We start from the raw sequence: 13810 nt of genomic DNA on the forward strand, positions 1-13810 counted from the left end.
GAAGCGTCCGTACTGCCAATTCAGGCGCCCCGACTTGCACAGACCAAACAGGTTGGGCTGCTCGAGCCCCACGAAGCCACCGAAGCCCACGCCGCCCTGCCCCATGGAGGCGCCGAAGTTCACCGAGCCGGTACGCTTCTCCTTCACACGGAAGACGATGTCCACGTCGCCCTGATCGTTGATCGGACGATAATCGGGGAACGCCATCGGCTGCTCGAAGAAATTCATGTTGCCGATGCTCTGATAGCTCCGGATCAGCGCCTGCTGATTGAACGGTCCCCCCGGTACCAGGAAGACCTGCCGCCGGATGCAGTCGTCGCTCGTGAAGTCGTTGCCGACGATCTCGATGCGGTTCACGATCGCCGGATTCTTCTCGTCGATCTCCCAGCGCAGATTCGCGACCGGTGTGGAATCCGCCCCTTCGTAGCGGCGCTCGACCACGGGGCGCACGCTGGCGTACAGGTACCCGTTGTCACGGTACACCCCGTTCACCTTTTCGAGGGCGGCATCCCACTTCTCCTGATCGAACACCCCTTCCGGCGCCTCAGCGCGGCGGAAGATCAGCTTCTTCGCACGCTGCGTCAGCGTGACGGATTCGTTGCCGTCGAAGGGATAGAACTTCTTCAGGTCCTCGGTGTTGAAGTGGCGATTCCCGGCGATCTCGAAGCTCCCAACGCGGAACTGCGGTCCTTCCTGTACGCCGATCTGCACCAAGCCCTTGCCCTTGTCCCGATCGACGAGGAGTGTGTCCTTCACAATACGGGCGTCCACGTGCCCCAGGCGCGCGTACAGGGCCGGGATGCGCTCCCCAAGATCGCCCACATACTTGTCGTCATCGTACTCGCCCTTGCGGAAGAACCAGAACCCCTCGGGCTTCGTCTTCATGGCACCGACAATCGTCTTCTCCCGCACCGACTGGTTGCCCTGAATGTCGATGCCGGAGATCGCCAAGCGGCGCCCCTCGTCCACCACATAGCGCACCGCGAGACGGCCATCAGCCATGGTCGTGGAGTCCACCGTGACCTTGGCCAGGTAGTACCCCGCCGCCTCATACGTGGAGTCGATGCGGGCCTTGCCGCGCGCCACCTGCAGCGGGTCGATCGAGCGACCGATCAGCAGATCCACCTTGTCCTTGATCGACCGCTCGGAGAGCGCCTTGGGCCCCGCCACCGTCACATCACCGAGGATGGCCCGCTCCTCGACCTTGATCACCGTGAGCACTTGCCCAGGCACCGACTCGAGATCGCAGAGGATCTGCACATCGTGGAACTCGCCCATGTTGTAGAGCGCTTTCAGACTGCGCTGCAACGTGGGGAAATTGAGCGTGTTCCCCTTGGTGATCCCGGACTCCGTGCGAATGCGCACCTCGTTCACGCGCTGCGCGCCGCGCACGACGACGGAATCGGTGGTTGTGCATCGGCCCGCCACTTCCTGCGCGGCCAACGACTGCGGCGCGATCAGGATGGTGGCGGGCACGGCAAGCACGGCGAGGGGCCGCGCCACGGGGGCGGCCAACCGGGCCAGGAACTGGGAAATGCGTTTCAGCATAGCCTCGAAATATAAACGGACGCACCGCAAGGGCGGACCCCACCTCTTGTCCCCCTGAGGGGCGTCCCGACCTCCGGACCGGCGGGTCATACCCCCGCACACGGGAAACGGCCGAGCCCCGCATGGGGCCCGGCCGTCTGACACCTGCACCCGGTCCTGGCGTTGCCCTCCCGCCGCCTCAGGACGCCTGCGGGGTGGGAGACAGCACCCGGAACTCGAGTTTCTCCTTTTCGGTGGCCGACACGGCCACCTCGATCTCGTCGCCGCGGGTGAACTCCGCCATCAGCAGCTTCTCGGAGAGCGGGTCTTCCACGTAGCGCTGGATGGCGCGCTTCAGCGGGCGGGCACCGAAATGCTCGTCGTGCCCATGGTTGACCAGGAACTCGGTCGCTTCCGGGGTGAGCTTGATCGTGATCTCTTCTTCCGCGAGGCGCTTTTGCACATCGGCGAAGAGGATGGACACGATCTGCGAGATGTGCTCCTTGCCCAGCGGGTGGAACACGATGACGTCGTCGAGGCGGTTGAGGAACTCGGGGTTGAACACCCGCCCCATTTCTTCCTTCACCTTGTCGGCAATGCGCTCGAAATCGCCCCGCGCATCCTGCGTGGCAAAGCCCAGCGACTTGCCGCGCGTGATGTCCTTGGCGCCCACGTTGGACGTCATGATCACCACGGTATTCTTGAAGTCGATCACGCGGCCGTAGTTGTCGGTGAGGTGACCCTCATCGAGCACCTGCAGCAGGATGTTGAACACATCCGGGTGCGCCTTTTCGATTTCATCGAGCAGGATCACGCTGTACGGCTTACGACGGACGGCCTTGGTGAGCGTGCCCGAATCCTCGTAGCCCACGTAGCCCGGCGGCGCACCAATGAGCCGCGACACGGAAAACTTCTCCATGTACTCACTCATATCCACGCGGATCAGTGCTGACGCATCGGCGAACATGAACTTGGCCAGGGAGCGGGCCAGCTCCGTCTTCCCGACGCCCGTGGGCCCGGAGAAGATGAACGATCCGATCGGACGGCGCGGATCCTTGAGACCGGCGCGGCTGCGACGGATCGAGCGCGCGAGCGCCTTGATCGCCTCATCCTGGCCGACCACCGTGCCGTGCAACTCGTCTTCCATCCGCAAGAGGCGCGACGTCTCCGCTTCCTGCAACCGCGTAACGGGGATGCCCGTCCAGCGGCTGACGATGAAGGAGATCTCCTCCTCGCCGAGGGTGGGGCGGAAGGACTGCCGGCGCTGTTCCCATTCCTCCTGCTTCCGGCGGATCTCCGCCTGCAGTTCCCGCTCGTTGTCGCGCAGCGAGGCCGCCCGCTCGAAATTCTGATCCCGGACCGCCGCTTCCTTCTCGACGTTGATCTTCTCGAGCTGCTCCTTGAGATCCGCCACCTCGGCCGGCGGCACCTGCGCCGCCAGGCGCGCCCGCGCACCAGCCTCATCGATCACGTCGATGGCCTTATCGGGGAGGAAGCGATCCGTGATGTAGCGCTCCGACAGCTTCGCCGCGGCGAGCAGCGTGTCGTCGGGGATGTTTACCCGGTGGTGATCCTCGTACTTCTTCCGCAGTCCCTGCAGGATCTGCACGGTCTCATCGATCGACGGCGGATCGACCACCACGGTCTGGAAGCGACGCTCGAGCGCGCCATCCTTCTCGATGTACTTGCGGTACTCGTTGAGGGTGGACGCACCGACACACTGCAACTCACCACGCGCAAGCGCCGGCTTGAGCATGTTGCTGGCGTCGATCGCCCCCTCGGCGGCCCCGGCACCCACGAGGGTGTGCAACTCATCGATGAACAGGATCACCTGCTTGTTCTGCGCGATCTCGTTCATGACTGCCTTGAGGCGCTCCTCGAACTGTCCGCGGTACTTGGTACCGGCGATGACCGCGGCCATGTCGAGCGACAGCACCCGGTTCTCGCGCAGGTTCTCGGGGCAGTCGCCATTGGCGATGAGCTGCGCCAAGCCCTCCACGATGGCCGTCTTGCCGACACCGGGTTCGCCGATGAGTACCGGGTTGTTCTTCTTGCGACGCGACAGCACTTCCATGACGCGCTCGATCTCCTTCGCCCGACCGATGGTCGGATCGAGCTGTCCCTCGGCCGCCAGCTGCGTGAGATCACGGCAGAAGTGGTCAAGCGCGGGCGTCTTGGACTTCTTGTCGCCCTTGGCCGGTGCCGCCGACGGCGGGACGCCGGCGCCGGCCTTGTCCTGCGGTGGCGTCTGCGTGCCCCCCTGCGGCATCTCCGTGCCGAGCAGTCGCAACGTTTCCGCGCGCGCCGCCTCGAGGTTTACCCCCGCATCGGTGAGGACCTGCGCCGCAATGCCCTTCTCCTCTCGGAGCAGGCCCAGCAGCAAGTGCTCGGTCCCCACATAGCTGTGATTGAGGTCACGTGCCTCGGCCATGGCCAGTTCGAGGACCTTCTTCGCACGCGAGGTATACGGCAGGTCAGGGCCGGTGGCCTGCGCCGCCTTCCCCTTCTTGACCGTGTCCTCGATCTTCTGCGTCACATCGTCGAGGTCCACATTGAGGTTTTGCAGCACCGCCGCCGCAACGCCCTCACCCTCACGGATGAGCCCCAGCAGAATGTGCTCGGTGCCCACGTACTCGTGATGCAGGCGTGCTGCCTCCTCGCGCGCCATGGCGAGAACCTTTCGCACCCGCTCGGTGAAGTTGTAGCCGTTCATCGCACCCTCAGGGTCGTTGGGAAGCGGATCATTCGACGCCGCCTTCGCTCACCAACACCTGCCGCACGTACTTGGCGCGCGCCAGGTTGGTCTCACCGTCCGTCAGCACCTTCCCCTCGAGATGAGCGAGATGGGCCGACTGGGCAAAGATCAGGAGCTTGTTGAGTGTGTATACACTGAGCCCGGCGATCAGTTTCAAGCCGACCGCCAGGCGAACGCCGCTCAGGTAGTTCATGGCCTCGTCAAACGAGAGGCTGCGGGCATACCGCAGCGTGCCGTAGGCGCGCCACAACTTGTCCTCGATAATATACCCCGCGTCACGTACCAGCACACGGCGCGCTTCCTCCTCGCGCTCGATCACGTGCCGCACCACGCGGACCAGCAGGTCCTGCAACTCGTCTTCGGATCGCCCCAAGGTGGTCTGGTTGGACAACTGAAAGAAGTTGCCGACCACTTCGCTCCCCTCTCCGTACAGACCGCGGTAGGTGAGCCCCATCTGCTGCAATCCCGCCAGCACCTTGCCGATCTCCTTCGTCAGCACGAGCCCCGGCAAGTGGATCAACACCGACGCCCGCAAGCCGGTGCCCGCATTGGTGGGACAGGCCGTCAGGAAGCCGAACTCCCGGTGGAACGCATAGGGCAGCTGCCCGCCCAGCTCGCGGTCCAGCCGTGTGACCCCTTCGAACGCCTGTGGCACGGCAAAGCCCGAACGGAGGGCCTGCAACCGGAGGTGGTCCTCCTCATTCACCAGCAGCCCGACCGACTCACCGAGAAACACGGCCGCCCCCGACCGCACCGGGTGCTGCGGGTCCAGCCCCGCTAACTCCTTGCTCACCAGATGCCGCTCATGCAGGAGCTGGCGATCCACCAACGGTAGATCCTCGAGGCGCAACAGCAGGCTTCCGCTCAGTGACGGCACCTCGGTCAGGGCATCACGCACCTGTGCCAGCATACGCAGCCGCTCACCTTCGCGGGCGCGCCCGGTAAAGGCGTACCCCGACACGTTGCGCGCCAGGCGAATTCGGGTGGAAATCACCACATCGCTATTGGGGCCGGACGCATCCAACCAGCGCACGCCCCCGTCGGGCAGGAGCGAGAGATCGAGACCGGGACGGGGGGCCGTCATGTGTCCGTCCTCATACGGTCTCCGTCTCCAGCACCTTGATACGGTCGCGCAACTCAGCCGCCACTTCAAACTGTTCCGCCTCGATGGCACGCCGCAGCCGATCCCGCAGGTCGTACAACGTGTCGGGCTTGTCTACCAGATGCGCCGCTTGGGGCTCGTAGCGCTGCCCCACATGCCGGCTGCTGCCGTGGAGCCGGCGCAGCAATTCCCGGAGACTGCGCTCCATCGCGTCATAGCAGTGCGGGCAGCCCAGCCGCCCGCTCGCCCGGAAGTCGCGCGCCGTTGCCCCGCAGAACGCACAGGCCGGCGCGTCTTCACTCGTGGTGGACGCCTGCTGCTGCACCGCCTGGAGGATGTCCCCGAGCGGATGCTGCGGCACCGACAGCGTGGTCTCCACGCCCTTGGCTGCCGCGCACTTTTCGCACAGGTGGAGCTGCGTGACGGCGTTGTCTACGATACGGGTCAGGTGCACCACCGCATCGCGCTCCTTGCAGTTGTCGCAGAGCATCAGCCCCCCTCGCCCACGTCCGACAGCACCAACTGACCTCCCTCCAACGATAGCGCCCGATTGGCTCGGGCGGCCAGCGACTGGTTGTGGGTCACCACGACCAGCCCCAACGATTGATCGCGCGCCAGTTCGGCGAACAGATCATGCAACGCTTCAGCGTTGTAACGGTCGAGATTGCCACTTGGTTCATCGGCCAACAACACCGCAGGCTGCGCCGCGAGCGCCCGGGCCACGGCCGTGCGCTGCTGTTCACCGCCTGAGAGGGCACCGGGCCGATGATGGACGCGCGAGGCCAACCCGACACGCCCGAGCAACGCCATGGCGCGCTCCCTCGCTCGAGGCATGGTTTCCCCGGCGATGCGCAGCGGCATCATCACGTTCTCCAGGGCTGAGAACTCCCGCAATAGATGATGGAATTGAAACACGAAGCCGACCGTGCGGTTCCTGAGCGCATCGAGTGCCGGCTCCGCCATCCCCTCCACCGGCTGCCCGGCCAGACGAATCCGCCCCGCCGACGGTCGCTCCAGCGCGCCGAGGACGTGTAGCAGCGTGCTCTTCCCGGCGCCGCTTGCGCCGACAATCGCGACCATCTCGCCGCGCTTCACCGTGAGCGACACCCCGTCGAGCACGCGGATGATCCCACCGTCACCACCTTGGAACTCCTTGACGAGCCCCTCAGCCTCGAGCACGGCGTCCGGGGAGGCCGGCCTCGCCGTCGCCTCACTCATGACGAATCGCCTCGACCGGATAGAGCCTGGCCGCCTGCTTTGCTGGATACAGCGTGGCCACGGCCGCGATGACGATACTCGCCGCCACGATCAGGAGAACGTCGAGCGCCTGAATGGCCACCGGCAGATGATCGATGAAGTACACGCTGGGATCGAGTGCGATCAGTCGGTACTTCTCGAGCAGCAGCGCCACCATCAGCCCGAGCACGAGGCCACCGCCAGTCCCGACGGCCCCCACCACGATGCCCTGATACAGGAAGATCCGACGGATCGACGCCGCCGGGAGCCCCATCGCCCGAAGAATGCCGATTTCCCGGGTCTTGTCGGCCACCACCATGGTGAGCGTACTCACAATGTTGAACGCCGCCACGACCACGATGAGCAGCAGGATCACGCTCATGCCAAGCTTCTCCAGCTTCAGCGCCTGGAAGAGCGAACGATTCTGCTCCTGCCAGTCCATGACGCGGACCGGGGCCTCGAGCGACGCGCGCAGCGAATCGGCAACCACCGGTGCGCTCCAGCGATCGGTGGTGCGCACCTCAAGGCCGGTCACATCGGTCCCGAATCCAGCGAACCGCTGCCCCGCCTCGAGCGACAGGTACAGATAGGAGTCGTCGTACTCGAACATCCCCGTCTCGAACACGCCCGATACCACCACCGTGTCGGCGCGCGGGACCAGTGCGCCGGTGGACGCGTTCATGTCGAGCCCCGCCGCTCCGAGCAACACGACGGTGTCTCCCGGAAAGGCGTTGAGCTTCGAGGCCAGCAGCTTGCCGAGGACCGCTCCCGGCAAGGCCACACTGTCGCGCGCGAAACGGAAGTCGCCAAGGATGGCATGGTCGCGAATGGTCGTGACCTTGTCGCCGGGCTGCCCCCCCGGCACAATCCCCACCACCTGCGTCCCCACCATGTACCCGGCGAGGTTTCGCACGAGCCCCTGCGTTTGCACGAAGGGCGCGGCCTCGACCACGCCGGGGGCCTTCTTGACGTCGGCGAGCAGGTTCGCCCAGTCGGCCATGCGCATATCGGAGCCGTAGGGCAGCACCCGGAGATCAGGGCTCCCCACCAGAATCTTCTCGCGCAGATCGCGCTGCAGCCCGTTCATCACGCCCATGATGACAATGAGCGCGCTCACGCCCACCAGCACACCGCCAATCGCGATGACGCTGATGAGCGACAGCAGCCGCGAGCCTCTCCGGCTGCGCAGGTAGCGCCACGCGATCGACAGCTCCAGATCTCTCACGATCGGCTCCCCGTGATCACTCGGGACGCATCGTGGGAAACAGGATCACATCACGGATGTTCTGCGTGTCCGTGAGGTACATGAAGAGCCGATCGATACCGATCCCCACGCCACCGGTGGGCGGCATGCCGTACTCCATCGCGCGCAGATAATCCTCGTCCACGCCCGTCGCCTCGTCATCGCCAGCCGCCCGCAACGCCGCCTGCGCTTCGAAGCGTTCACGCTGATCGATCGGATCGTTGAGCTCGGAGAAAGCATTGGCCAGCTCCTTGCCGCGCGCGAAGAGCTCGAAGCGCTCGGTAATCCCCTCAGGCCCTCCTCGCTTCGGCTTGGCCAGCGGCGACAGCTCCTTGGGATAATCGACCACGAAGGTGGGGGTGTCGATCTTCGACTCCACAAGTTCCTGGAACATCTCGTCGAGCACCTTGGGACGGCTCAACGCAGCGACCTTCTGCACGCCGATCCGTTCGGCGAGCGTCCGAAGCTCCGCATCGCTGATCGCCATCACGTCGACACCGGCCGCCTTGGACAGACTCGGCACCCACTCGATGCGCGGGAACGGCGTCACCAGGTGCGGCACCTTCTCCCCCACGATCGGAATCGCGCGCACGGCCTCCGCGGCCGCGACCAACAGCGACTCGACGCGCGACATCATCGTCGTGTAGTCCGCAAACGCCTCGTAGAACTCGAGCATCGTGAACTCCGGATTGTGCGTCCGGTCGATGCCTTCGTTGCGGAAGTCGTGCCCAATCTCGTAGACGCGCTCGAAACCGCCCACGATCAGGCGCTTGAGATACAGTTCGTCGGCAATCCGCAGATAGAGCGGCATGTCGAGCGTGTTGTGGTGCGTAATGAACGGACGGGCCGCCGCGCCGCCGTACAGTGGCTGCAGCACCGGCGTCTCCACCTCGAGGTAACCGAGACCGTCAAGATGCGAGCGGATGGTGCGCGTGAGCGCGGAGCGCGCACGGAACAGGGCGCGCACTTCGGGATGCACCGCAAGATCGGCGTAACGCTGGCGGGCCCGCTGCTCAGTGTCGCTGAACGCGGAGTACCGAACGAGCTGGCCGTCGACCATCTGCTCCTTGCCCAGTGGCAGCGGACGCAGCGACTTGGACAGCAGCTCCGCGTGCACCACCTTGACCGTGGCTTCCCCGGTGCGCGTGCGCATCATGGGCCCACGCACCCCCACCCAGTCGCCAAGGTCGTACTCGCCAAGCTGGGCGAAGAGCGCCTCCCCGATATCATCCTTGCGGAAGTACAGCTGCACACGCCCATCCATGTCGGCAAGGTGCGCGAACGCCGTCTTGCCCTGACTGCGCCACGACACCAGGCGACCGGCCACCGCCACCTCAGGGCCCTCGTCCGACGTGCCCAACGCCACCACCGCCTCGGCGGCCGTATGCGTGCGGTCGAAGGAATAGCCGAATGGCTCCACCCCGGCGGCGCGGAGGCGATCGAGCTTCTCGCGACGGGCCTTCATCACGAAGTTGAGCTCCTGGCCCTGCGCGGCACCCGCCTCCTGCCCCGCCGAATCCGGCCCGCTCATCGGTTCACTGCTCACGATACGCCTCCCTGCGCGCTGCTTTCGCTTTCGGCCTTGAGGAAGGCTTGGATGAACGGATCGATGTCGCCGTCCATAACCTTCTGGACATCAGCGATCTTGAGCTCGGTGCGGTGGTCGTTGACCATCGTATAAGGCTGGAAGACGTAGCTGCGGATCTGGCTGCCGAAGGTCACATCCTGCTTGTTCGCATCGAAGGCCGCCTTCACCGCCGCCTGCTTGTCCGCCTCGAGCTGATAGAGGCGGTTCTTGAGCTGCTTCATGGCGGTCGCCTTGTTCTTGAACTGCGACCGCTCCTGCTGCGACGCGCAGACGATGCCCGTGGGCAAGTGCGTGATGCGCACGGCCGAGGAGGTCTTGTTGACGTGCTGTCCGCCGGCTCCCGAGGCGCGGTACACGTCGATGCGCAGATCTTCTTCGCGGATCTCGATGTTGATCTCTTCGTTCACGACGGGATACACGAACACCGAGGCAAAGCTGGTATGCCGGCGCGCCTGCGAGTCGAAGGGCGAAATGCGCACCAGACGATGCACGCCCGACTCGGGACGCAGGAAACCGTAGGCATACTGCCCCTTGATCTCGAGCACGGCCCCCTTGATCCCCGCTTCCTCCCCATCGGAGAGATCGAGCATCTCAAGCTCGAAGCCTTTGCGTTCGGCCCAGCGGGTGTAGAGCCGCAGGAGCATCGAGGCCCAATCCTGGGCTTCGGTACCGCCGGCACCGGCAGAGATTTCGACCTGGGCATCGCGGAAGTCGTCCTTGCCGCGCAGGAGCGACTTGAGCTCGAACGCATCGAGTTCAGACACGATACGCTGGACCTCGAGATCGAGATCCTTGTTCATCCCCTGGTCGGGTTCCAGCTCGAGCAGCTCGTCGAGCTCCCGCGCGCCCTGGATGCGCGACGTAAGAGCATCCATGGGCTCGACCCAGCCCTTGAGCACCTTGACCTGTTGGACGATGTCGCGCGCGTGCTCCTGGTCGTTCCAGAAGGCCGCGTCGGCCATCTCCTCCTCGTAGGCATTCAGCGTCGAGCGCTTCGACTCGACGTCAAAGATACCTCCGCATGTCCGCGAGTCGTTCGTCCGACCTCGCGAGCACCTTCAGCCGTTCCCCATCCTGCATGCGTCCTCTCCCTGTACGTCACGAGCCGCCTTCCGCAAGGGAAAGCGGCCCGACATGTGCCTGCGGCGTAACCAGCCCTCGAATACAGGGAAGCTATCCGGTCGCGGCATCCGGGAACAGGCGCCGCTCGGGGAAACCGGCGGCGCGCGACCGCTCCCGATCAGAACAGACGGCGTCCGCCCGCGAGGATTTCGTTGAGTGCGTCCTGAAAGTGCGGGGCCGCCTCGGCCGCCTCGCGACCCATCTGCTCCACGTACTCCTCGTAGCTCTTCTTGATCTCATCGCGAAACAGCTGGCGCAGCGTTCCGTCGCGAAGGCCGTCCTCGCGCTTTTGTGGGTGATACGCCACCAGGTCCGAGACGAGGGCACGTGCGAGGCGCCGGGCCCGCTGCGACGGATCTGCACGCAGGAACGGGTTGATGGGCGGGCGACCGGCCGTAGGTAGCGCCCCCCCCGGCAAGCGGGCCCCCAGAGCGGCTGTCGGAGCGGACGGTGGGGGCGCGGGGGGGACCGACGGGGGCCCTGAGACGCTCGGCGGCGAAGTCGCGGCCGTCGCCCCGGTTGCCCCGGTTGCCCCGGTCAACGGCGCGGCCGGCGCCCCCCCGGTACCATACACCGGGACCGCCCTACTCGAGGCCACCGGCGTCACCAACACCGGGAGCGTTCCACCAGCGATCGCGATCACGCCGCCGCACACCGAGCACCGCGCTCGCACCCCGGTGGCCGGTACCTTCGCGGGATCCACCCGGAACACCGATCGACATTCAGGACACGCGACCGTCATCAGGCACGTCCCCGTGAGCGCGTAGCGTGCCGGTCAGTGGCCGCCCCGGCCCCCGATGCCGTGGCCAAGGCGGCTGGTTCGTACCGTCGGCGATCGACGGCCCAGACGGATCCCGGCAACGTCTTCGCATAACTCTTCATTTCCGTCGCCAACTCGCTGACCTCGGTACCACGCGAAAAATGCCGCCGCTGGTTGGTCACCACGCCGACCGACAGGGTCATGAGCGGGACGCGATGGAGCTGGCCCCGTCGATCTTTGCCGAAGAAGTATCCCACGCGACGATCCTGCTCGGAATACTGCAGTGGAATCAATTCGTCGAACACGTGCACCACGTCGTCACAGACCCGCGCGACCGCCGCCAGCGGGATCGTGTAGAGGAAATCGTCACCGCCGATATGCCCCACGAACCCCTCCTCGCCGCAGAGCCCCTTTACCACGTCATGGAGAATGCGCGCCACGAGACGAATCACTTGATCACCGTGGTGGTAGCCGTAGCGGTCGTTGAACTCCTTGAAGAAGTCGAGGTCGGCGTAGCAGGCGGCGAACTTCTCGCCACGGTGCACTCGGCGCTCAAGCTCTGCCTCGATCTCACGCGCGCCCGGCAGACGCGTGGAAGGGTGCACGTCGGTATCGCGATCGCTGCGACGTAGCATGGCGCCAATCCGCGCAAGGGCCTCGTCAGCGTCACCGTCCTCCCGCACGACCTCGTCTGCACCCGCTGCGAACGCACTGGCGAACAGGGCGGGCGGCACAATCATGAACACGGGTACGATGCCCGTGTACGCATCGCGCTTCAGGCGACGACAAGCGGCAAGCGCCAGCTCGCTCCACGCGCTCTCACCGCAGGCGTCGATCAGAATCAGCCGAGGATGCGCCTTCAAGGCTTGCTGCACCGCCATATCGGGGTCAGCCGTTACCTGCGGGGGACCGAAGCTGGTCCACCACGATGACAGCCAGTCCGGCGCGTGCATTGGACGCGTCGTCAGCAGCACTGCGCTCCGATCGTGGATCGACTGGCTCATCGGGGAATAGCGAAGAGGCCGCACAACCGGCAGTCGTAAGCTGCGCTCGCCGCGGTACGGGGTGGCCGCACAGCGGCTCAACCATTTGACGATCGTCGCCCGATATTCGGCACGAAGTGCCCATTGTCACAAACTACGGGAGCATCTCCAGCCCAATGGCGGAAACGCCCGGGCACCTGACGGCAGTCCCCACCGCAGGAGCGACCGTGGCCGTCTGCGGCCCGAGCGGCGCGACTAACGGCGCGGGGTGGGGGCAAAGCGCAGGGCGGCCTGCCACTGCCCGCGCTGCGGATCCCCTGGCGCCGGCTGATACCCGGTCTCGACGTGCGTCAGGGCAAACCCACCAACACCTGCCCCGCCGAATCGCCGAATGCGTACACTCACATAGGCGTCGATCAGGCTCGCCAGATGATTAACCGCCACCACTCCCAGCATGTTGACGGCACGCTGATAGCTGCGGTTCGCGCTGCGGATCGTCTGCACATACACGTCCTGCTCCAACGTGGCGTCGAACCAGCTCCACCGGTACTCGTCGGTCACAGCTGATCGTTGATAAAACGCCAGGGCTCGCTGGTACTCGCTGCTGCCCACGGCGGGCGCCACGGCGGGATTCCGCCAGAAGGTTTCGCGGGCCAACAACCACCGCGCGCCGTTGTACGTGGACGGATCCGTCTCCGGGTCCACTGCCCCGCCAGGCACGCGGTCAAAGGCGCCGCTCTCGAGAAACTTCTCGAGATTCTCGTAGTAATCCCAACTGCCCACCGGACGCGCCCCCCCAAAGGGCTTGCGTGCGACGTCCGCCGCCAGCGCCCGGTACGCATTGCGCTCGCTGTTGCCGTCACGACGCGCAGCAAGGTACTGGAGCACAAGAAACGTCTCCGCCACCAGATAGGCCACACTCCGCTGCTGCTTGAGCGTAAACTGCCCCGCCCCCGGGATGGCGGCGGAGGCGAACGGCGCCCACCATGGAGCCACCGGTGTGGCCGGCGGCGCAGGTTGCGCAGGCCGCGTAGGCTGGATGTCGGCGACCACCGCCGACGGCTCCCTATGTGAGGCGATTTCCCCACCGTTGGACGATCCCGCCAGAGATTGGTGGGCGACACGTTGGCTGCCAGCGCCAGCAAGGCGCTGAAGGGCCACGGGCGCCACCTGCGGCACCTGCGCCAGCAGCACGCGAGGCGCGGCCACGAGGATGGACAGCAGTGGTAGCAGCACGTGCCGGCGAGCCTGCCTCATCCCGCTACCCCACGACGGGAATCGTGCGAAGGTGCGCCGCATCAGAACCGCGCTCGCAACGAGAAGTAGGTCGGCGGATCGCCAAGCTGCGCCGAGAGCGCATCGAACCGACGCGCGATGTCGATGCCGATGTTGCCGCGCTGGATCCCCAGCCCAACCGAAGGGCCACGCCCTTGGCCCTGCTGCGCCTTGTAGCCGATCCGCAGGAACGCCTGTTCACGGTAGCCAAGCGCCGCG

General features: G+C 65.6%; 12 protein-coding genes and 1 pseudogene. All 13 read right to left on the reverse strand.

Annotation, left to right across the window (positions count from 1 at the left end; all coding sequences use genetic code 11):
* Positions 1-1548 (reverse strand): outer membrane protein assembly factor (locus tag ACIQ51_RS12765; protein WP_396205437.1); only part of this gene is annotated, 1548 nt, incomplete at its 3' end.
* 178 nt (positions 1549-1726) lie between these two features.
* A complete protein-coding gene (locus ACIQ51_RS12770) occupies positions 1727-4240 on the reverse strand; it encodes an ATP-dependent Clp protease ATP-binding subunit (RefSeq protein WP_396205438.1) in 2514 nt (837 codons plus the stop codon).
* A gap of 28 nt (positions 4241-4268) precedes the next feature.
* Complete coding sequence (locus ACIQ51_RS12775; RefSeq protein WP_396205439.1) at positions 4269-5366, reverse strand: ATP--guanido phosphotransferase; 1098 nt, start codon at positions 5364-5366, stop codon at positions 4269-4271.
* Between the two features lie 10 nt (positions 5367-5376).
* Entirely contained in the window at positions 5377-5874 is a 498-nt protein-coding gene (locus tag ACIQ51_RS12780) for a UvrB/UvrC motif-containing protein (RefSeq protein WP_396205440.1), read from the reverse strand.
* Entirely contained in the window at positions 5874-6602 is a 729-nt protein-coding gene (locus tag ACIQ51_RS12785; RefSeq protein ID WP_396205441.1) for an ABC transporter ATP-binding protein, read from the reverse strand. The genes ACIQ51_RS12780 and ACIQ51_RS12785 overlap by 1 nt, the downstream gene beginning before the upstream one ends.
* Positions 6595-7845, reverse strand: coding sequence for an FtsX-like permease family protein (locus tag ACIQ51_RS12790; protein WP_396205442.1), 1251 nt, complete (start codon positions 7843-7845; stop codon positions 6595-6597). The genes ACIQ51_RS12785 and ACIQ51_RS12790 overlap by 8 nt, the downstream gene beginning before the upstream one ends.
* 16 nt (positions 7846-7861) lie before the next feature.
* Positions 7862-9394, reverse strand: a complete 1533-nt coding sequence (gene lysS, locus ACIQ51_RS12795) for a lysine--tRNA ligase (protein WP_396205447.1) — start codon at positions 9392-9394, stop codon at positions 7862-7864.
* Positions 9395-9405: 11 nt separating this feature from the next.
* A protein-coding gene (gene prfB, locus ACIQ51_RS12800) for a peptide chain release factor 2 (RefSeq protein WP_396205443.1) occupies positions 9406-10531 on the reverse strand; the annotation gives its coding sequence in 2 pieces (ribosomal slippage) (positions 9406-10467 and positions 10469-10531; 1125 coding nt in all).
* A 160-nt stretch (positions 10532-10691) separates the two neighbouring features.
* A complete protein-coding gene (locus ACIQ51_RS12805) occupies positions 10692-10880 on the reverse strand; it encodes a hypothetical protein (protein WP_396205448.1) in 189 nt (62 codons plus the stop codon).
* A 342-nt stretch (positions 10881-11222) separates the two neighbouring features.
* Positions 11223-11315 (reverse strand): annotated as a pseudogene (locus ACIQ51_RS12810) (zinc-ribbon domain-containing protein); the annotation flags it as partial.
* Positions 11315-12337 (reverse strand): GGDEF domain-containing protein, encoded by a 1023-nt coding sequence (locus ACIQ51_RS12815; protein WP_396205444.1) that lies wholly within the window; start codon positions 12335-12337, stop codon positions 11315-11317. The gene ACIQ51_RS12815 and the pseudogene ACIQ51_RS12810, both read right to left, overlap by 1 nt.
* 234 nt (positions 12338-12571) lie before the next feature.
* Positions 12572-13552, reverse strand: coding sequence for a hypothetical protein (locus ACIQ51_RS12820; RefSeq protein ID WP_396205445.1), 981 nt, complete (start codon positions 13550-13552; stop codon positions 12572-12574).
* Positions 13553-13614: 62 nt separating this feature from the next.
* Positions 13615-13810: hypothetical protein (locus ACIQ51_RS12825; protein WP_396205446.1), on the reverse strand; the 196-nt coding region annotated here is incomplete at its 5' end.

This window comes from Gemmatimonas sp. (genome assembly GCF_044344655.1).
GTDB lineage: Bacteria > Gemmatimonadota > Gemmatimonadetes > Gemmatimonadales > Gemmatimonadaceae > Gemmatimonas.

What these genes read in the sequence shown, in the direction of transcription:
- ACIQ51_RS12770 (WP_396205438.1), bottom strand. Translation starts at nt 4,240, where the DNA reads ATGAACGGCTACAACTTCACCGAGCGGGTGCGAAAGGTTCTCGCCATG.
- ACIQ51_RS12775 (WP_396205439.1), bottom strand. Translation starts at nt 5,366, where the DNA reads ATGACGGCCCCCCGTCCCGGTCTCGATCTCTCGCTCCTGCCCGACGGG.
- ACIQ51_RS12780 (WP_396205440.1), bottom strand. Translation starts at nt 5,874, where the DNA reads ATGCTCTGCGACAACTGCAAGGAGCGCGATGCGGTGGTGCACCTGACC.
- ACIQ51_RS12785 (WP_396205441.1), bottom strand. Translation starts at nt 6,602, where the DNA reads ATGAGTGAGGCGACGGCGAGGCCGGCCTCCCCGGACGCCGTGCTCGAG.
- lysS (WP_396205447.1), bottom strand. Translation starts at nt 9,394, where the DNA reads ATGAGCGGGCCGGATTCGGCGGGGCAGGAGGCGGGTGCCGCGCAGGGC.
- ACIQ51_RS12815 (WP_396205444.1), bottom strand. Translation starts at nt 12,337, where the DNA reads ATGAGCCAGTCGATCCACGATCGGAGCGCAGTGCTGCTGACGACGCGT.